The organism is Microbacterium sp. FW305-3-2-15-F-LB2 (genome assembly GCF_058787255.1).
The window spans coordinates 1,011,141-1,030,064 of record NZ_JBYSZO010000001.1; the positions used below are offsets into that span (position 1 = coordinate 1,011,141).

The window sequence follows — 18,924 nt, forward strand, 5'->3', positions numbered from 1 at the left end:
ATGGCACACGTCTGGCGCGGAGTCCTCCGCGAGTACGCCGACCGTCTGGGCGTCACCGACGCCTCGACCGTCGTGACCCTCGGCGAGGGCGGGACGCCTCTCATCCCGGCCCCCGCGTTGTCGCACCGCACGGGCGCCGACGTCTACGTCAAGTTCGAGGGCATGAACCCGACGGGCTCGTTCAAGGACCGCGGCATGACCGTGGCCCTGTCGCGGGCCGTCGAGCACGGGGCGAAGGCCGTCATCTGCGCGTCGACGGGCAACACCTCCGCCTCGGCGGCCGCCTACGCGGCCCACGCCGGCATCACGGCCGCGGTGCTCGTCCCCGAGGGCAAGATCGCGATGGGCAAGCTCAGCCAGGCCGTCGCGCACAACGGTCGCCTGATCCAGATCCGCGGCAACTTCGACGACTGCCTCGAGATCGCGCGCGAGCTCGCCGACCACTACCCGGTGCACCTGGTCAACTCGGTCAACCCCGACCGCATCGAGGGCCAGAAGACCGCGGCGTACGAGGTCGTCGAGCAGCTGGGCGACGCCCCCGACTTCCACTTCATCCCCGTCGGCAACGCCGGCAACTACACCGCCTACTCGCGCGGCTACCGCGAGGAAGTCGACCGCGGCGTCGCCACGCGCGTCCCCCGCATGTTCGGCTTCCAGGCGGCCGGCTCCGCCCCGCTCGTGCGCGGCGAGGTCGTGAAGAACCCCGAGACGATCGCCAGCGCGATCCGGATCGGCAACCCCGCGTCGTGGCACCTCGCCCTCGAAGCGCGGGATGCCACCGACGGCTGGTTCGGCGCCATCGAGGACGACCGCATCCTCGCGGCGCAGAAGATCCTCGCCGGCGAGGTCGGCGTGTTCGTCGAGCCCGCTTCGGCGATCAGCGTCGCGGGCCTGCTCGACCGCGCCGAGGCCGGCCTTATCCCCGCCGGGGCGAAGGTCGTGCTCACCGTCACCGGTCACGGCCTGAAGGATCCGCAGTGGGCGCTGCGCAAGGCCGACGGCACCGAGGTGCAGCCGACCGTCGTCGACGCGACCACGTCGGAGGTCGCTTCGGTCCTCGATCTGAAGCCGGTGGCCGAGTGACCGCAGCCCTCGGGCGCCGCGTCGCGGTCCGCGTGCCGGCGACGAGCGCGAACCTCGGTCCGGGATTCGACACCCTCGGACTCGCGCTGAGCGTCTACGACGAGCTGACGGTCGAGGCGCTCGAGCCCGGTCGCCTCGAGATCGAGGTGTCCGGCGAGGGGACGGCCGACGTCCCCCGCGACGCCTCTCACCTCGTGGTCCGTGCGATCGCGCACACCTACGCCTCGGTCGGGCGCGAGATGCCGGGGCTTCGCCTCGTGGCGCACAACGTCATCCCGCACGGGCGGGGGATGGGCTCGTCGGGTGCGGCCGTGGTCGCCGGCATCCTGGCCGCGAAGGGGTTGTTGGAGGGCGAGGCCGATTTCAGCGACGTCGACCTGCTCCGCCTCGCGACCGAGATGGAGGGCCACCCCGACAACGTCGCCCCCGGCCTGTTCGGCGGTCTGACGATCGCGTGGATGGATGCCGCGGGCCCGCAGCACAAGCAGCTCATCGTGCACCGCGGTGTCTCGCCGCTCGTACTCGTGCCGAGCTTCACGATGTCGACGGCGGTGGCGCGCAGCCTGCAGCCCTTGCAGGTCCCGCGCGAGGACGCGGTGTTCAACGTCTCGCGATCGGCGCTGCTGATCGCGGCGATGACCCAGAGCCCCGAGCTGCTCATGGCGGCGACCGAGGACAAGCTGCACCAGAACTACCGTGCGCAGGCCATGCCGGAGACGGACCGCCTCGTGCGGGCGCTTCGGGCCGAGGGCTACGCGGCTGTGGTCTCGGGAGCGGGACCGAGTGTGCTCGTGCTCGCCGACGGTCCGGGGCAGCGCGTGGCCGCCGCGGACTTGACGGCATCCATCGTCGACACCCCGTGGCAGGCGCTCATGCTCGCCGTCGACGTCAAGGGTGGTACAGTGAAGCCCGTAGAGGGTTCCGCTTAGCACGCGAATCTGAGCCTCTGCACCCCTGCGAAATCCGCAACAAATTGCGAACCCGGTCTCGGCTGCAGTCTCCCGAACCGCTGGTGTGAGCTTCGTCTGCGCTCTGCAGCGATACCCCGCGATTTGACCATGTTTCATTTCTGAGGAGCACTCGTGGAGTCCATCTCCGAGACCCAGTCCGTCGACGCGCCCGAGGGCGCGGACATCCCCACCGAGGAGCAGTCGACCGCTCCCGCTGACGACACGCTGTTCGACACACCCGTCGATGCGGAGGGCGAGGGCGCCCCGGCCGCGGAGGAGCCGGTGGTCGACGAGACGCCGGAGGCCGACGCATCCGGCGAGCAGGCCCCGTCGAGCGACGAGCAGGCCGCTTCGGCCGTCGAGCCCGCCGCGGAGGAGTCCGCCGCGGCGCCGGTCGAGGCCCCCGCCGCCGAAGTGACGGCCGCTGCGGAGGCTGAGACGCCGGTCGCCGAAGAGACGAGCGACACGGTCGATGCCGCCGCGATCGCGCCCGCGGCCGAGGAGGCCGCCGCGGCCCCCGCCGCCGAGGACGCCGCCGCGGCCCCCGCCGCCGAGGACGCCGCCGCCGAAGAGGCGCCCGCCAAGCCCGCCCGCGCTCCCCGCAAGCGCGCTCCGCGCCGGGCGAAGAGCGCCCCCGCCGAAGAGACGCCGGCCGAGACCCCCGCGGACGCCGCGCCGACCGAGGTCCCGACCGACGCCGAGGCCCCGGTCGCGGAGATCCCGGCCGAGGCCCCCGAGGACACGGCGTCCGACGCCCCCGAGGCCGAGAGCGCCGAGGTTCCGACCGAGACCCCCGACGCCGACGCCGGCCCCGAGGCGGCATCCGGTTCCGAGAGCGAGGCTGCCGAGGGCGAGGCCACCGACGAGTCCGCCGAGACGCCGTCGCGCGGCCGCAGCCGCAGCCGGTCGCGCAACCGCAACCGCAACCGTGCCGACAACGCCGACGCGGCTCCCGCCGCCGCCCCTGCGACCGAGCCCGAGGAAGCCGCTGACGCCCCCGCGCAGAACGGCCAGCAGGCGCAGCAGCAGAACCAGGCGAACGGCCGCAACCGTCAGCGCAACAAGCGTCGTGGCCAGCCCACGCCCGGCGACGAGTTCGAGAGCGAGCTCGGTGAGGACGACGTCCTGATCCCGATCGCCGGCATCCTCGACGTCCTCGACAACTACGCCTTCGTGCGCACCACCGGCTACCTGCCCGGCCCGAGCGACGTCTACGTCTCGCTCGGACAGGTCAAGAAGTACAACCTCCGCAAGGGCGACGCCGTCGTCGGCTCCATCAAGCAGCCGCGCGAGGGCGAGCAGTCCAGCCGTCAGAAGTACAACGCGCTGGTCAAGGTCGACTCGATCAACGGCCTGTCGGTCGACGATGCCGCCGCGCGCGTGGAGTTCGGCAAGTTGACGCCGCTGTACCCGCAGGAACGCCTCCGCATGGAGACGGCTCCCGAGAAGCTCACGCAGCGCCTCATCGACCTCGTCGCCCCCGTCGGCAAGGGTCAGCGCGGCCTCATCGTCGCGCCCCCCAAGGCGGGCAAGACGATCGTGCTGCAGCAGATCGCCAACGCGATCGCGCAGAACAACCCCGAGGTCCACCTCATGGTCGTGCTCGTCGACGAGCGCCCCGAAGAGGTCACCGACATGCAGCGCACGGTGAAGGGCGAGGTCATCGCCTCGACGTTCGACCGCCCGGCCGAAGACCACACGACGGTCGCCGAGCTCGCCATCGAGCGCGCGAAGCGCCTCGTCGAGCTCGGTCGCGATGTCGTCGTGCTGCTCGACTCGATCACCCGCCTCGGCCGCGCGTACAACCTGTCGGCCCCGACGTCGGGCCGCGTGCTGACCGGCGGCGTGGACGCTTCGGCGCTCTACCCGCCCAAGCGCTTCTTCGGCGCCGCGCGCAACATCGAGAACGGCGGATCGCTCACGATCCTCGCGACGGCTCTCGTGGAGACCGGCTCGAAGATGGACGACGTGATCTTCGAGGAGTTCAAGGGCACCGGCAACAGCGAGTTGCGCCTGAACCGCCAGCTCGCCGACAAGCGCATCTTCCCTGCGGTCGACGTCAACGCGTCCTCGACGCGTCGCGAAGAGATGCTGCTCTCGCCCGACGAGGTCAAGATCACCTGGAAGCTGCGTCGCGCCCTCGCGGGTCTCGACCCGCAGCAGGCTCTCGAGGTCGTGCTCGGCAAGCTGAAGGAGACGCAGTCCAACGTCGAGTTCCTCGTCCAGATGCAGAAGTCGATCCCGGCCCCCGCGCGCGGAGACAACGGGCACGACAACGGCATCCGCTGAGTCGTGTCGGACTCTGGCATCCTCGAGTCCGTCCGCGGGCTGCTCGACGAGCACCGGCAGGTCGAGCTCGAGCTCAATGACCCGGCGGTGCACGCCGACGCGGCGCGCGCGAAACGCGTCAATCGGCGCTACGCCGAGCTGAACCGGATCGTGCACGCCTACGAGGCGTGGCAGTCTGCGGCGGACGACCTGGATGCCGCGCGCGAACTCGCGCGCGAAGATGCCGCGTTCGCCGAGGAAGTGCCCGCGCTCGAGCAGCGACTGGACGAGAGCCAGGAGCGGCTCCGGCGGCTGCTGATCCCGCGCGACCCCGACGACGCGCGTGACGTGATCATGGAGATCAAGGCGGGCGAGGGCGGTGCGGAGAGTGCGCTGTTCGCGGCCGACCTCCTGCGCATGTACCTCCAGTACGCGACGTCCATGGGGTGGAAGACCGAGCTCCTCGAGCGCAACGAGTCCGATCTGGGCGGCTACAAGGACGTCCAGGTCGCGATCAAGGGCTCGTCGAGCGACCCCGCGCAGGGCGTGTGGGCGCACTTGAAGTACGAGGGCGGCGTGCACCGGGTGCAGCGCGTTCCGGCGACCGAGTCGCAGGGGCGCATCCACACGTCGACGACCGGCGTGCTCGTCTTCCCCGAGGTCGACGAGCCGGAAGAGGTCGCGATCGACCCCAACGACCTGAAGATCGACGTGTTCCGCTCCTCGGGTCCTGGTGGGCAGTCGGTCAACACCACCGACTCGGCCGTGCGCATCACGCACGTCCCGACCGGCATCGTCGTGTCGATGCAGAACGAGAAGTCCCAGCTGCAGAACCGCGAGGCCGGGATGCGCGTGCTGCGCGCCCGCCTGCTCGCCAAGCAGCAGGAGGAGCGCGACGCGCAGGCCGCCGACGCCCGACGTTCCCAGATCCGGGGGATGGACCGCTCCGAGCGCATCCGCACGTACAACTTCCCCGAGAACCGCATCGCCGATCACCGCACCGGCTACAAGGCGTACAACCTCGATCAGGTGATGGACGGCGCCCTCGGCCCGATCATCGAGTCGGCGATCACCGCCGATGAGGAGGCACGGCTCGCCGCTCTCTCCGAGGGCTGAGTCCGCGGCATCCGCCGCTGGGGTCAGACGTCCCAGGCGGGCGGGTGGGGGAGCGGGCCGCGCCGGCGCTCGAGTTCGGCGCCGAGCGACAACAGGGACGCTTCGCCGCCGGGACGCCCGATCAGCTGCACCGACACCGGGTGTCCTTCGGCATCCGTCGTCACCGGCAGCGTCAGGGCGGGAAGCCCCGCCACGTTGACGAAGCTCGAGTAGGGCGCGTACTCCACCTGCATCGCGAACGTCCGCTCGGGGTCATGCCCGGCGTACCACCCGATCGGGCGCGGCGACTGGGCGAGCGCGGGGGTGAGGACGGCGTCGAAGGCCGCGAAGTCGGCGATGGTCCGCCGCTCGAACGCCCGCGCCTCGCTGAGCCCGCCGAGCAATTCCGGGGCGGAGAGCGAGCGACCCTCCTCGACCAGCCATGCCGTGAGCGGTTCGACGAGGGCCATGTCTGACGTGCTCAGCGGGATCCGCGCGGCGCTGGCGCGCCAGAGCACGCGAAAGAGGGCGGGATAGCCGACCGGATGCCAGTCGGCCCCCGCCACCGCGTTTCCCGCGTCGCTCAGCCACGCGGAGGCCGTGTCGAAGGCCGTCCGGGCGTCGTCGTCCAGCACGATGTTCTCGTCGTCATCCCAGGGCGAGACGGTCGTGACGCCGATCCGCAGGCCCGAGGACGGTGGGCGCGCGGCCGTGACGAAGGGACCGTCCCCGGGCGCCGCGGTCGCGTACGTGAACGCGGCGAGGCCGACGAGGGCGTCGAGGAGGAGTCCCGCGTCCTGGACGGTGCGGGCGATCGGTCCGGCCACGGCGAGCCCGTCGGGGCTGTCGAACCCCGAACCGATCGGGAGGCGTCCTCGTGACGGCTTGAGCCCGACGACGCCGACCGTGGCCGACGGGATGCGGATGGAGCCGCCCCCGTCCGATCCGACCGCCGCGGGCAGGAGTCCCGCCGCAACCGCGACGGCGGCGCCCCCGCTGGATCCTCCCGCTCCCGCCGACAGGCGCCACGGATCGCGTGCCGGGCCGTGGATGAGCGGTTCGGTGAAGCCGGTCAGCCCGAACTCGGACGTGCTCGTCTTGCCGACGTTGATCGCTCCCGCGGCGTCGAGGGCGGCGGCGAGAGGATCGGAGGCCTCGGGTATGAGGTGCGCGCGCGCCCGGGAGCCGTACCGCGTGGGGACGCCCGCGCGGGCGACGAGGTCCTTGTCGGCGAGCGGCACGCCCCACAGCGGCCCACGCTCCGGAGCGACGGTGAGGTCGTGAGCGCGACGGCGGGCGGCATCCGGGGTCACCTCGGCGAAGGCTCCGAGATCGGTGAGTCGCGCGATCCGGGCGAGATAGTGCTCGGTGAGATCGCGAGGATCCAGCGCGCCCGCGCGGAGCTCCTCGCCCTGCGCCACGAGCGACAGGTCGTGCAGGCGCGTCATGTGTCGAGCCTACGGTGTTGCGGCCATCGTGAGCCGGCGAGGGTGGGCGTCCGCGGGTCGCCCGTGCGGGGCTCCGGCCTCGTCAGATCCAGTACTCCGGTGCCGTCAGCAGGGCCCGAGTGTCTTCGTCGGTGCGTCGTGAGCGCTGCTTGGCCGGAACCCCCACCAGGACGCTCTCGGGCGGCGCGTCGCGCGTCACGACCGCGTTCGCGCCGACCAGGCTGTGGGCGCCGATCGTGATCGGACCGAGGATCTTGGCGCCCGCCCCGACAGCCACCCCGTCCTGCAGAGTCGGGTGGCGCTTGCCCCCCTCGCGCTGTCGGCCGCCGAGGGTGACACCGTGGTACAGCATCACGTCGTCGCCGACCTCCGCCGTCTCGCCGATGACGACGCCCATACCGTGGTCGATGAAGAACCGGCGCCCGATCGTCGCGCCCGGGTGGATCTCGACGCCGGTGAGCCACCGCGCGATCTGCGAGATGGCCCGCGCCGGGAAACGGAAGCCACGCACCCACAGCCCGTGAGCCACGCGGTACGTCCATACGGCGTGAAGACCCGGATAGAGCAGGGCGATTTCGAGGCCGCCGCGTGCGGCGGGATCGCGGAACTTCGCCGCGGCGACGTCCTCGCGGATGCGGGAGACCACTCCCACGTCAGTTGTCGCGCAGGTCTTCGTACAGGGCGGTGGAGAGGTAGCGCTCACCGTACGAGGGGATGATCACGACGACGTTCTTGCCCTCGGCCTCGGGGCGGCGGGCGATCTCGAGCGCGGCCCAGATGGCCGCTCCCGAGGACATGCCGACGAGGATGCCGTCCTTGGCCGCCGTCTCGCGCGCCAGGCGGATCGCGTCGTCGAACTCGACGTCGATGACCTCGTCGATGATGTCGCGGTCGAGGATCGCGGGGACGAAGTTCGGGCCGATGCCCTGGATCTTGTGGGGCCCCGGGTGGCCCTTCGTGAGGATGGGGGAGTCGGCCGGCTCGACGGCGACGACCTTGACGCCCGGCACGCGCTCCTTCAGCACCTGGCCGACGCCGGTGATGGTCCCGCCCGTGCCGATGCCGGCGACGAAGTAGTCGACCTTGCCGTCGGTGTCGCGCAGAATCTCCTCGGCCGTGGTCTTGCGGTGGATGGCGGGGTTCGCCTCGTTCTCGAACTGCCGCGCCCAGACGGCGCCGGGGGTCTCGGCGACGATGCGCTTGGCCTCCTCGACCGCGAAGGACATGCCCTTGGTGGGATCGGTGAGCACGAGCTCGGCCCCGAACGCCCGGAGCAGAACGCGGCGCTCCTTCGACATGGACGCGGGCATCGTGAGGATGACCTTGTACCCGCGGGCGGCGCCCACCATCGCGAGGGCGATCCCGGTGTTGCCGCTCGTGGACTCGACGAGGGTCCCGCCCGGCTTCAGCTCGCCCGACGCCTCGGCGGCGTCGACGATGGCGATCCCCAGACGGTCCTTGACGCTCGAGGCGGGGTTGTAGAACTCGAGCTTGGCCAGGATCTGGCCCCCGGCGCCTTCCGCGACGCGGTTGAGGCGCACCAGCGGAGTGTCGCCGAACGCGGAGGTGATGTCGGAGTGGATGCCGGGCATGGCTGGCCTTTCGCCGTCGGTCGGATCGCGACAATCCTAGATGCGCGGTGGCTCCCGCGTCCGTGTATGACGGTGCGCGACTAGGCTCGGGAGCCGTCATGCCCGAGCCCGTACACCCTGCCCTGCCGTCCGTCGCCGATGTCGTCCGCGACACCATCACGCGTTTCGCCTCCGCCGGCATCCCCGACCCCCAGGTGGATGCCGAACTCCTCGTCGCCCACGTCCTCGCGACCTCGCGGGGCGGGGTCCAGGCGGCCGCCGTCCGCGGCGACCGGTTCCCGGACGCCGCGCGAACGGCACTCGCGCCGCTCGTCGACCGACGCTGCGCGCGGGAACCGCTGCAACACCTCACGGGGCTCGCGCCGTTCCGGTCGATGGAGCTCGCCGTCGGACCGGGTGTGTTCGTCCCGCGTCCCGAGACGGAGATGGTCGCCCAGCTCGCGATCGACGCGCTGGGCGCATCGGCATCCGACGCCCCGATCGCGGTCGACCTCGGCACCGGCAGCGGGGCCATCGCCCTGGCGATGGCCACCGAGGTCCCGCGCGCGCGGGTGTACGCCGCCGAGAATTCCGTGGACGCGTTCATCTGGACGAAAGAGAACGTCGCCCGCATCGGGGCGGCCAACCTGACCCTCGCCTTCGTCGACCTCGCCGACGCGTTCCCCGAACTGGACGGCACCGTCTCGGTCGTGGCATCCAATCCGCCGTACGTGCCCGACGACGCGATCCCGCGCGACCCCGAGGTGCGGCTGTACGACCCTCCGGCGGCGCTGTACGGCGGGCCCGATGGATTGGATGCGGTGCGCGTGCTGAGCCACGTGGGCCTTCGCCTCGCGCACCCCGGCGGCATGATCGTGATCGAGCACGGGGAGTGGCAGGGCGCGGCGATCCGCGAGATCCTCACCGCCGACGGGTGGCGCGCCGCGGCGACCCACCCCGACCTCACCACGCGCGACCGCGCCACGACGGCGATTCGTCCCTGACCGCACGCCGGGCTCTCCGTCGGTAGACTGTCGCGCGACATGTCACCCGTCTACGACTGCCGTGACGAGTCGCAGCTGCTCTCCGGGATGCGCCACGCGCGTCAGGCGATCGGTCGAGGCGAACTCGTCGTGCTCCCCACCGACACCGTCTACGGAATCGCCGCGGACGCGTTCAACGCGCGCGCCGTCGCGGGCCTGCTCGAGGCGAAAGGCCGCGGCCGACAGCAGCCGCCGCCGGTCCTCGTGCCCGGCGTCGGCACGCTCCGCGCCCTCGTGGCCGAGGTCCCACCCGCTGTCGACGACCTCGTCCACGCGTTCTGGCCGGGCGGTCTGACCATCGTCCTGCCCTCCCAGCCCTCCCTGTCGTGGGATCTCGGCGACACGCACGGCACCGTCGCCGTTCGCATGCCGGCCCAGAACCTCACGCTCGAGCTGCTCGAAGAGACCGGGCCGCTCGCGGTGTCCAGCGCCAACCGCACCGGGATGCCGGCCGCCGTGAGCATCGACGAGGCCCGCGACATGCTCGGCGACAGCGTCGCCGTCTACCTCGACGCGGGTCCCAGCCAGTGGGGCTTCGCTTCGACGATCGTGGATGCCACGACCCTGGTCGGCGGTGCCGAGCCGCGCGTCCGCGTCCTCCGCGAGGGCACGATCTCGCGCGAGCAGCTGCGCGAGGTGCTCGGCGACCTGCTGGAGCCCGATCCCGAGACGGGCGCCGCCCCCCAGTCGGCGATTCCCGCCCCGGATGCCGAGGCCCCCGGGCCGTGACCCAATACCTCCTCACCATCCTGTTCACGGCGGCGGTGACTCTCGCGCTGTCGTGGGTGGTGTGGAAGCTCGCCCTGCGGTTCAAGCTCTACCCCGGCATCCGCGACAGAGATGTCCACAAGACACCGACACCGCGCCTCGGCGGAGTGGCCATGTTCCTGGGCGTGGCCGCCGCGTTCGCACTGTCCAGTCGCAATCCGTACTTCGCGATCTTCTGGACCGACCCGGTGCCCGTCCTGTCGCTCCTGGGAGCAGTGCTGCTGATCGTGCTCGTCGGTGTCGCAGACGACCTGTGGGACCTGGACTGGATGATCAAGCTCGGCGCGCAATTCATCGCGGCCGGCATCATCGCGTGGTTCGGCCAGCTGCAGATCCTGTCCCTGCCCATCGGTGCGTTGACGGTCGGGTCGAGCTGGGTGAGCTTTCTCCTCACCGTGTTCGCCCTGGTCGTCGTCATGAACGCCGTGAACTTCATCGACGGCCTGAACGGTCTCGTCGCCGGCGTCTGCCTGATCGCGAACGGCGTGTTCTTCGCCTACTCCTACCTCCTCGTGCGCGACACCGGTGCCAGCACCTACTTCAACCTGGCATCCTTCATCGCCGCCGTGCTGATCGGCGCGTGCCTCGGGTTCCTCCCGATGAACTGGACGCCGGCGAAGTTGTTCATGGGGGATGCCGGAGCCCTCATGCTCGGCCTCCTGATGGCCAGCTCGGCGATCGCGATCACGGGGCAGCTCGACCCGGCCGTGCTCGACCCCGAGCAGCTGGGCAGATCGCAGCTGCTCGGAGCGTTCATCCCCATCCTCCTGCCGGTGGTCATCGTGCTCCTGCCGCTGCTGGACTTCGGGCTCGCCGTCGCGCGACGGCAATGGGCCGGGCGCTCGCCGTTCTCGCCCGACCGCAAGCACCTGCACCACCGCATGCTGGACATGGGACACAGCGACCGCGATGCGGTCCTGATCTTCTACGCGTGGACGGCCGTGGTGAGCCTGTCCTTCTTGCTGATGTACATCGGCACACAGCAGAGCTGGCCGGGCGACTACTGGATCGGCATCGGCTTCGGCGCGGTCGGGGTCATCGCCTGCGCCGTCTTGACCCTTCTTCCCTCGCCCCGACTCCTGCGCCTGCGGACCCGCCGCGCGCAGCACACACCCCCGGAGACCTCCGCATGAGCACCGCTTCCCCCGCCGCCCGCCGCCCGCTCTCCAGCACGCCGATCCTGCGCACGGCCCTGGTCTGGGGAGGGATCGTCACCGCGGTGCTGCTCGTCGCCGGCGCCGTGGTCGGCTTCTTCACCGCGGGGCCCGCGGGACTGGGCAGCGCTCTCGTCGGGGTCGCCGTGAGCGCCTTCTTCCTCGCGGTGACCGCCGCGAGCATCCTGATCGCCAACCGCTGGTTCGGCGATCCGCTCTACGTTCCGATCTTCTTCGGCATCGTTCTGGGCGGATGGCTCCTCAAGCTGGTGCTCTTCATCGTGGCGATCGTCATCCTGCGGGGCCAGGACTGGGTGAACCCGGTGGTCTTCTACGTCGCCCTGGTCGTGAGCGTTCTCGCGTCGCTCGCCGTGGACGTGGTCGTCCTCTTGCGCATGCGCGTCCCCAGCGCGAGCGATGTGACGCTGCCGACCGACCCCGATGAGGGCGACCGTCGCGCCTGAGCCCTATAACCCGCGCCCTGGCGGGTCCGTGCACGATACTCCGTCGGCGAGACGACAGCGGGGCCGACACTCATGGATCAGCCGGGAGTTTGATAGGGTGGGAGAAGTACCCACCCGCGGCAGGAACTCTCTTCCACGCTCGCACTTCGGGTGCTCTCACCGACCATCGTCGCAACGGTTCACACCGATGCCCCGAAGCTGGAGCCAGCGCTGTCCACTCAAGCTGCGACCCTGATCACGAACTTCGCGTCTGCGGGTGCTGAGTTCCACCCGCCGTCCATCAACGAGTTCTTCCCCGATGCGGTTCTGTTCGAGGGAACCGTCTTCGCGATCACGCGCATCAATCTCGTGCAGATGCTCGCCACGGCGGTCCTGGTCATCCTGCTGATCGTCGGCACCCGCCGTATGAAGATCGTCCCCGGCCGTTTCCAGAGCGTCGTCGAAATGGGCCTGGACTTCGTCCGCGTCAACATCGCCGAGGACATCCTCGGGCGCAAGGACGGGCGTCGGTTCCTCCCGATCCTCACCACGATCTTCTTCATGGTGCTGTTCATGAACATCACGGGTGTCATCCCGTTCCTGAACATCGCCGGCACGAGCGTCATCGCCGTTCCGATGCTCCTGGCCCTCGTTGCCTACGTGACCTTCATCTACGCGGGCGTGAAGAAGAGCCCCGGCGGCTTCTTCAAGAACGCGTTGCTGCCGTCGGGCGTGCCGTGGCCGCTGTACATCATCATCGTGCCGCTGGAGTTCCTCTCCACCTTCATCATCCGGCCGATCACGCTGACGCTCCGACTGCTGATGAACATGGTCGTCGGCCACCTGATGCTGGTGCTGTTCTTCTCGGCGACCCAGTTCTTCGTCGTCGGCCTGAGCGGCTGGTGGACGGCGCTCGGAGCGGGTTCGCTCGCCTTCGGCTTCGCCTTCACCCTGTTCGAAATCTTCGTCGCCTTCCTCCAGGCGTACGTCTTCGCGATCCTCACCGCGGTCTACATCCAGCTCGCGGTCGCAGAAGAGCACTGAGCGGCCCGGCGCACGCCGAGCCACCCAACCGAAAGGAAAAAACCCGTGGACGCAACTACGGTTCTCGCCCAGGTCACCGGTAACGTCGCCACGATCGGCTACGGCCTCGCGGCGATCGGCCCCGCCATCGGTGTGGGCATCGTCGTCGGCAAGACGATCGAGGGTGTCGCCCGTCAGCCCGAGCTGGCCGGCCGTCTGCAGGTGCTGATGTTCATCGGTATCGCCTTCACCGAGGCGCTCGCCTTCATCGGTATCGCGACCGGCTTCATCTTCACCTGATCCGGCCGCTCTCGACTCACTGTAAGGAGACAGGATGCTGAACGCTCTTGTCACACTCGCCGCGGAGCCCGCGGGGGAGGAAGCGCACAACCCGCTGCTTCCGGCGGCGTACGACATCCTCTGGTCGGCCGTCTGCTTCGTCGTCATCATCTTCGTGGTGTGGCGCGTGGCTCTGCCGCGCATGGCGAAGCTGCTCGACGAGCGCAGTGCCGCCATCGAGGGCAACATCGCCAAGGCCGACGAGGCCCAGCGACAGGCCGAGGCCGCGCTCGAGCAGTACACCGCACAGCTGGCCGAGGCTCGCAAGGAAGCCGGTGAGATCCGCGAGGCCGCCCGCGAGGACGGCAAGAAGATCGTCTCCGAGGCGAAGGATGCCGCGTCCTCCGAGGCCGCTCGCATCACCGCCGCCGCGCACGCGCAGATCGAGGCCGAGCGTCAGTCGACCCTCGTGTCGCTGCGCGCCGAGGTCGGTACGCTCGCGGTCGACCTCGCCGGCAACGTCATCGGGGAGACCCTCACCGACGACGCCCGCGCGCAGGCCGTGGTCGACCGCTTCCTCGCGGACCTCGAGGCATCCGAGAAGGCGGCCCAGTAATGGGTAGCGCGACCACTCAGGCGCGGACCGCGACGACCGAGGCGCTGACCGCGGCCTCGGGCGTCGACCTCGACGTCGCCCGCGAGCTGTTCGCGGCCGTCGGCGCCGTGAACGGATCGGCGCAGTTGAGCGGCGCGCTCTCCGACTCGTCGGCCCCGGCCGCCGCGCGTGGCGCGCTGGTGACCGCGGTCTTCGGCTCCGGCTACCGCGACGTCACGGTGGCGCTTCTGCGTCGTGCGGCCGAGCAGCGCTGGTCGAACTCTCGCGAGTTCATCGAGGGGCTCGAAGAACTGGCCGTGCGCGCCGCGACCATCGCCGACCCGTCGGCCGACATCGAGGGCGAGCTCTTCCAGTTCTCGCGCACGGTGGCATCCAGCGGCGAGCTCGAGCTGGCACTGGGCGGTCGTCTCGGCGACGCGTCCGGCAAGGCCGGGCTTGTGTCCACGCTCCTCGACGGTCGCGCCAGCGCCGCCACGGCGCTGATCGTCGCCTCGCTCGTGCAGAACGCGCGCGGTCGCCGCGTCCGCGCGCTCCTGCGCCGCGCCGAGTCCCTCGTCGCCGACCAGCGCTCGAGCATCGTCGCCACGGTCTACGCGGCCGCGCCGCTGAACGCCGAGCAGCAGACGCGCCTCCAGAACGCGCTGCGCGCGCGTTACGGGTCGGCGGTCACCCTGAACACCGTGATCGACCCGACGGTGGTCGGCGGACTGCGTGTGCAGGTCGCCGACGACGTCATCGACGCGAGCGTGTCCGCACGTCTCGCCGACCTTCGCCAGCGCATCGCCGGCTAAGACTTTGCCGCCCGAGCGGGTGGAGATCTGGGGGCTCGCGCCCCACGAACGAAGGAAGACAATGGCAGAACTCTCTATCAGCCCCGACGTCATCCGTGACGCGCTGAAGGACTTCGTCAACGCCTACGAGCCGACGGGCGCGGGTGCGACCGAGGTCGGCACCGTCGTCGACGCGGCCGACGGCATCGCTCACGTCGAGGGACTGCCCGGCGTCATGGCGAACGAACTCATCCGCTTCGACAACGGCACCCTGGGCCTGGCTCAGAACCTCGACGAACACGAGATCGGTGTCGTCGTGCTCGGCGAGTTCTCCGGCATCGAAGAGGGCCAGAGCGTCACCCGTACCGGCGAGGTCCTCTCGGTCGGCGTGGGAGACGGCTACCTGGGTCGCGTCGTCGACCCGCTCGGCAACCCGATCGACGGTCTCGGCGAGATCGCGACCGAGGGCCGCCGTGCGCTCGAACTGCAGGCGCCGGGCGTCATGCAGCGCAAGAGCGTGCACGAGCCGCTGCAGACCGGCATCAAGGCCATCGACGCGATGATCCCCGTCGGTCGCGGCCAGCGCCAGCTCATCATCGGCGACCGCCAGACCGGTAAGACGGCCATCGCGATCGACACGATCATCAACCAGAAGGCCAACTGGGAGTCGGGCGACGTCAACAAGCAGGTCCGCTGCATCTACGTCGCCATCGGTCAGAAGGGCTCGACGATCGCTTCGGTCAAGGGCGCCCTCGAGGACGCCGGCGCGATGGAGTACACCACCATCGTCGCCGCTCCCGCGTCCGACCCCGCCGGCTTCAAGTACCTCGCGCCCTACACCGGTTCGGCGATCGGTCAGCACTGGATGTACGGCGGCAAGCACGTCCTGATCATCTTCGACGACCTGTCGAAGCAGGCCGAGGCTTACCGTGCCGTTTCGCTCCTCCTGCGTCGTCCGCCGGGCCGCGAGGCCTACCCCGGTGACGTCTTCTACCTGCACTCGCGTCTGCTCGAGCGTTGCGCGAAGCTGTCCGACGAGCTCGGCGCCGGATCGATGACGGGCCTGCCCATCATCGAGACCAAGGCCAACGACGTCTCGGCGTACATCCCGACCAACGTGATCTCGATCACCGACGGCCAGATCTTCCTCCAGTCCGACCTCTTCAACGCCAACCAGCGTCCCGCGGTCGACGTGGGTATCTCGGTGTCGCGCGTGGGTGGTGACGCCCAGGTCAAGTCGATCAAGAAGGTCTCGGGAACGCTGAAGCTCGAGCTGGCTCAGTACCGCTCGCTCGAGGCGTTCGCGATGTTCGCCAGCGACCTCGACGCCGCATCGCGTCGTCAGCTCGCTCGCGGTGCGCGTCTGACCGAGCTGCTGAAGCAGCCGCAGTACTCGCCGTACCCCGTCGAGGAGCAGGTCGTCTCGATCTGGGCCGGTACCAACGGCAAGCTCGACACGATCGAGGTCTCCGATGTGCTCCGCTTCGAGCGCGAGCTGCTGGACTACCTGCGTCGCAACTCCACGGTGCTCGACACGCTGCGCGAGACCAACGCGTTGGGCGACGACACCGTCGCGGAGCTGGAGCAGAAGATCGACGCGTTCCTTCTCGAGTTCCAGCCGGGCGCCGACCAGGGTGCCCCGGGTGCCGAGCAGGTCGAGGCGGCCGAGGCCGAAGACATCAACCAGGAGCGAATCGTCAAGGGCCGTCGCTAACAGCGACGACACGAGAACGGAATCATGGGCGCACAACTGCGGGTCTACAAGCAGAAGATCAGTTCTGCTCAGACGACCAAGAAGATCACGAAGGCGATGGAGCTCATCGCGGCTTCGCGCATCCAGAAGGCGATGGCGCGTGTGCGCGCGGCGTCGCCCTTCGCGCGAGCCGTGACGAGCGCCGTCTCCGCGGTGGCCACGCACTCCTCGATCGACCACCCGCTCACGACCGAGCGGGAGAACATCCGCCGCTCCGCCGTGGTGGTCTTCACCTCCGACCGCGGTTTGGCCGGCGCGTTCAACTCCCAGATCCTCCGTGAGGCCCTGGAGTTGGCCGAGCTGCTGCGGACGCAGGGCAAAGAGGTCGTGTTCTACCTCGTCGGGCGCAAGGCCGTCGGCTACTTCCAGTTCCGCCGGATGCCGAGCATCGCGCAGTGGACGGGTGACACCGACACTCCGCAGTTCTCGACGGCGGAAGAGATCTCGGATGCCGTGCTGCAGGCCTATCGCGCCGGTGGCGACAACGACGGCGTCGACGAGATCCACCTCGTGTACAACCGTTTCGTCAGCATGATGACGCAGTCGCCCGAGTCGGTTCGGCTCCTGCCCCTCGAGGTGCTCGAGGCTGAGGAAGCCCCCGCCCAGGCGGAGATCTACCCGCTCTACGAGTTCGAGCCCGACGCCGAGACCGTGCTCGATGCGCTCCTGCCGGTGTACGTGCAGAGCCGTATCTTCAATGCCCTCCTGCAGTCTTCGGCCGCGAAGCACGCCGCGACGCAGAAGGCCATGAAGTCGGCAAGCGACAACGCCGACAAGCTCATCACCGACTACACCCGCCTGCGCAACAACGCGCGTCAGGCGGAGATCACGCAGCAGATCGCCGAGATCGTCGGCGGCGCCGATGCTCTGTCATCCGGCAAGTAAGTTCCCAAGGAGAGAAGAAGCCATGAGCCTCACCGCCGAGAAGACCGACGCGGCTGTCGTCGGCCGCGTCGCGCGTGTCACCGGGCCCGTCGTCGACATCGAGTTCCCGCACGACGCGATCCCCGAGATCTACAACGCCCTCAAGACCACCATCACCATCGGTGACACCTCCACCGAGATCACGCTCGAGGTCGCTCAGCACCTCGGCGACGACCTCGTGCGCGCCATCGCCCTGAAGCCCACTGACGGTATCGTCCGCGGCCAGGAAGTGCGCGACACCCGCGGACCCATCTCGGTCCCGGTCGGAGACGTCACCAAGGGCAAGGTCTTCGACGTCACCGGTGAGGTGCTCAACGCCGCTCCGGGCGAGACGATCGAGGTCACCGAGCGCTGGGGCATTCACCGCAAGGCGCCCAGCTTCGACCAGCTCGAGTCCAAGACCGAGATGTTCGAGACCGGCATCAAGTCGATCGACCTCCTGACCCCCTACGTGCAGGGTGGAAAGATCGGTCTGTTCGGCGGCGCGGGCGTCGGCAAGACCGTCCTCATCCAGGAGATGATCCAGCGCGTCGCGCAGGACCACGGTGGTGTGTCGGTGTTCGCCGGTGTCGGCGAGCGCACCCGTGAGGGCAACGACCTCATCGGCGAGATGGAAGAGGCGGGCGTCTTCGACAAGACCGCCCTCGTGTTCGGCCAGATGGACGAGCCGCCGGGGACGCGTCTGCGCGTGGCGCTGTCGGCTCTGACGATGGCGGAGTACTTCCGCGACGTGCAGAAGCAGGACGTGCTGCTCTTCATCGACAACATCTTCCGCTTCACGCAGGCCGGCTCCGAGGTGTCCACCCTCCTCGGCCGCATGCCCTCCGCCGTGGGTTACCAGCCGAACCTCGCCGACGAGATGGGTGTGCTCCAGGAGCGCATCACCTCGACGCGCGGACACTCGATCACCTCGCTGCAGGCGATCTACGTCCCCGCCGACGACTACACCGACCCGGCTCCGGCGACGACCTTCGCCCACCTGGATGCCACGACCGAGCTCTCGCGCGAGATCGCGTCGAAGGGTCTGTACCCGGCCATCGACCCGCTCACCTCCACGAGCCGCATCCTCGACCCGCGCTACATCGGTGCCGACCACTACCGTGTGGCCACGTCGGTGAAGCAGATCCTGCAGAAGAACAAGGAACTGCAGGAGATCATCGCGATCCTCGGTGTCGACGAGCTCTCCGAGGAAGACAAGATCGTCGTGTCGCGTGCGCGCCGTATCCAGCAGTTCCTCTCGCAGAACACCTACATGGCCAAGAAGTTCACCGGCGTCGAGGGCTCCACGGTCCCGATCAAGGAGACCATCGAGTCGTTCGACGCGATCGTCAAGGGCGACTTCGACCACGTCGCCGAGCAGGCGTTCTTCAACGTCGGCGGCATCTCCGACGTCGAGGCCAAGTGGGCGCAGATCCAGAAGGAGAACGGCTGACATGCCGCTGCGCGTGAACCTCGTCTCGGCCGACGCCGAGGTCTGGACCGGTGAGGCATCGCTCGTCGTCGCCAAGACGGTCGAGGGCGAGATCGGCTTCATGCAGGGGCACGAGCCCGTGCTCGCGATCCTCGCCCAGGGCGAGGTGCGCATCACGGGTGTCGACGGGAACAAGATCCTCGCGAACGCGGAGGACGGGTTCCTGTCCATGGCGGGCGACGAGCTGACGATCGTCGCCGGTCACGCATCGCTGGTCTGACACACTCCTCTTCGACGCGCGTCGCCCGGTTCGTCGGGCGGCGCG

19 protein-coding genes are annotated in these 18,924 nt (G+C 69.6%); 16 read left to right on the forward strand and 3 right to left on the reverse strand.

Translation table 11 applies throughout. From position 1 onward, the window contains the following. From thrC to prfA, 4 genes are all read left to right on the forward strand, one after another. Complete coding sequence (thrC, locus tag AC3WLZ_RS04850) at positions 1-1,083, forward strand: threonine synthase (RefSeq protein ID WP_412923961.1); 1,083 nt, start codon at positions 1-3, stop codon at positions 1,081-1,083. Next, a complete protein-coding gene (thrB, locus tag AC3WLZ_RS04855; protein WP_492469267.1) occupies positions 1,080-2,012 on the forward strand; it encodes a homoserine kinase in 933 nt (310 codons plus the stop codon). The genes thrC and thrB overlap by 4 nt, the downstream gene beginning before the upstream one ends. Positions 2,013-2,165: 153 nt before the next feature. After that, positions 2,166-4,322, forward strand: coding sequence for a transcription termination factor Rho (gene rho / locus AC3WLZ_RS04860; protein ID WP_492469268.1), 2,157 nt, complete (start codon positions 2,166-2,168; stop codon positions 4,320-4,322). Positions 4,323-4,340: 18 nt separating this feature from the next. Continuing rightward, positions 4,341-5,417, forward strand: coding sequence for a peptide chain release factor 1 (gene prfA / locus AC3WLZ_RS04865; RefSeq protein WP_412926108.1), 1,077 nt, complete (start codon positions 4,341-4,343; stop codon positions 5,415-5,417). Between the two features lie 23 nt (positions 5,418-5,440). Here prfA and AC3WLZ_RS04870 read toward each other — a convergent pair whose 3' ends face one another. From AC3WLZ_RS04870 to cysK, 3 genes are all read right to left on the reverse strand, one after another. Beyond that, entirely contained in the window at positions 5,441-6,844 is a 1,404-nt protein-coding gene (locus AC3WLZ_RS04870; protein WP_492469270.1) for an amidase, read from the reverse strand. An 82-nt stretch (positions 6,845-6,926) separates the two neighbouring features. After that, positions 6,927-7,496, reverse strand: a complete 570-nt coding sequence (gene epsC, locus AC3WLZ_RS04875) for a serine O-acetyltransferase EpsC (protein ID WP_412923965.1) — start codon at positions 7,494-7,496, stop codon at positions 6,927-6,929. Position 7,497: 1 nt separating this feature from the next. After that, positions 7,498-8,436, reverse strand: coding sequence for a cysteine synthase A (gene cysK / locus AC3WLZ_RS04880; RefSeq protein ID WP_492469271.1), 939 nt, complete (start codon positions 8,434-8,436; stop codon positions 7,498-7,500). A 98-nt stretch (positions 8,437-8,534) separates the two neighbouring features. Between cysK and prmC the strand changes: the two genes are divergently transcribed. From prmC to AC3WLZ_RS04940, 12 genes are all read left to right on the forward strand, one after another. Continuing rightward, positions 8,535-9,419, forward strand: a complete 885-nt coding sequence (gene prmC, locus AC3WLZ_RS04885) for a peptide chain release factor N(5)-glutamine methyltransferase (protein WP_492469272.1) — start codon at positions 8,535-8,537, stop codon at positions 9,417-9,419. A gap of 39 nt (positions 9,420-9,458) precedes the next feature. Continuing rightward, positions 9,459-10,187, forward strand: coding sequence for an L-threonylcarbamoyladenylate synthase (locus tag AC3WLZ_RS04890; protein WP_492469273.1), 729 nt, complete (start codon positions 9,459-9,461; stop codon positions 10,185-10,187). Beyond that, positions 10,184-11,359 (forward strand): MraY family glycosyltransferase, encoded by a 1,176-nt coding sequence (locus AC3WLZ_RS04895; RefSeq protein ID WP_412923969.1) that lies wholly within the window; start codon positions 10,184-10,186, stop codon positions 11,357-11,359. The genes AC3WLZ_RS04890 and AC3WLZ_RS04895 overlap by 4 nt, the downstream gene beginning before the upstream one ends. Continuing rightward, positions 11,356-11,844: a Cg1360 family ATP-synthase-associated protein gene (locus tag AC3WLZ_RS04900; protein WP_492469274.1), complete on the forward strand. Its 489-nt coding sequence runs from the start codon at positions 11,356-11,358 to the stop codon at positions 11,842-11,844. The genes AC3WLZ_RS04895 and AC3WLZ_RS04900 overlap by 4 nt, the downstream gene beginning before the upstream one ends. Positions 11,845-12,054: 210 nt before the next feature. Beyond that, a complete protein-coding gene (gene atpB / locus AC3WLZ_RS04905; RefSeq protein ID WP_492470943.1) occupies positions 12,055-12,867 on the forward strand; it encodes a F0F1 ATP synthase subunit A in 813 nt (270 codons plus the stop codon). 45 nt (positions 12,868-12,912) lie between these two features. Further along, positions 12,913-13,146, forward strand: a complete 234-nt coding sequence (gene atpE / locus AC3WLZ_RS04910; RefSeq protein WP_043360904.1) for a F0F1 ATP synthase subunit C — start codon at positions 12,913-12,915, stop codon at positions 13,144-13,146. A 34-nt stretch (positions 13,147-13,180) separates the two neighbouring features. Beyond that, positions 13,181-13,741: a F0F1 ATP synthase subunit B gene (locus AC3WLZ_RS04915; protein ID WP_412923971.1), complete on the forward strand. Its 561-nt coding sequence runs from the start codon at positions 13,181-13,183 to the stop codon at positions 13,739-13,741. After that, a complete protein-coding gene (locus tag AC3WLZ_RS04920; RefSeq protein WP_492469276.1) occupies positions 13,741-14,532 on the forward strand; it encodes a F0F1 ATP synthase subunit delta in 792 nt (263 codons plus the stop codon). Before AC3WLZ_RS04915 ends, AC3WLZ_RS04920 begins: the two co-directional genes overlap by 1 nt. Positions 14,533-14,593: 61 nt before the next feature. Then, the gene (gene atpA, locus AC3WLZ_RS04925; RefSeq protein WP_412923973.1) at positions 14,594-16,225 is read left to right on the forward strand and encodes a F0F1 ATP synthase subunit alpha; all 1,632 of its coding nucleotides are present in this window, start codon (positions 14,594-14,596) and stop codon (positions 16,223-16,225) included. Between the two features lie 24 nt (positions 16,226-16,249). Further along, complete coding sequence (locus AC3WLZ_RS04930; RefSeq protein WP_412923974.1) at positions 16,250-17,149, forward strand: F0F1 ATP synthase subunit gamma; 900 nt, start codon at positions 16,250-16,252, stop codon at positions 17,147-17,149. A gap of 22 nt (positions 17,150-17,171) precedes the next feature. Further along, positions 17,172-18,620 carry a F0F1 ATP synthase subunit beta gene (gene atpD / locus AC3WLZ_RS04935; protein WP_412923975.1) on the forward strand — a complete coding sequence of 483 codons (1,449 nt, stop codon included), beginning with the start codon at positions 17,172-17,174 and terminating at the stop codon, positions 18,618-18,620. A gap of 1 nt (position 18,621) precedes the next feature. Beyond that, positions 18,622-18,879, forward strand: a complete 258-nt coding sequence (locus AC3WLZ_RS04940) for a F0F1 ATP synthase subunit epsilon (protein ID WP_412923976.1) — start codon at positions 18,622-18,624, stop codon at positions 18,877-18,879. The last annotated feature ends 45 nt before the right edge of the window (positions 18,880-18,924 follow it).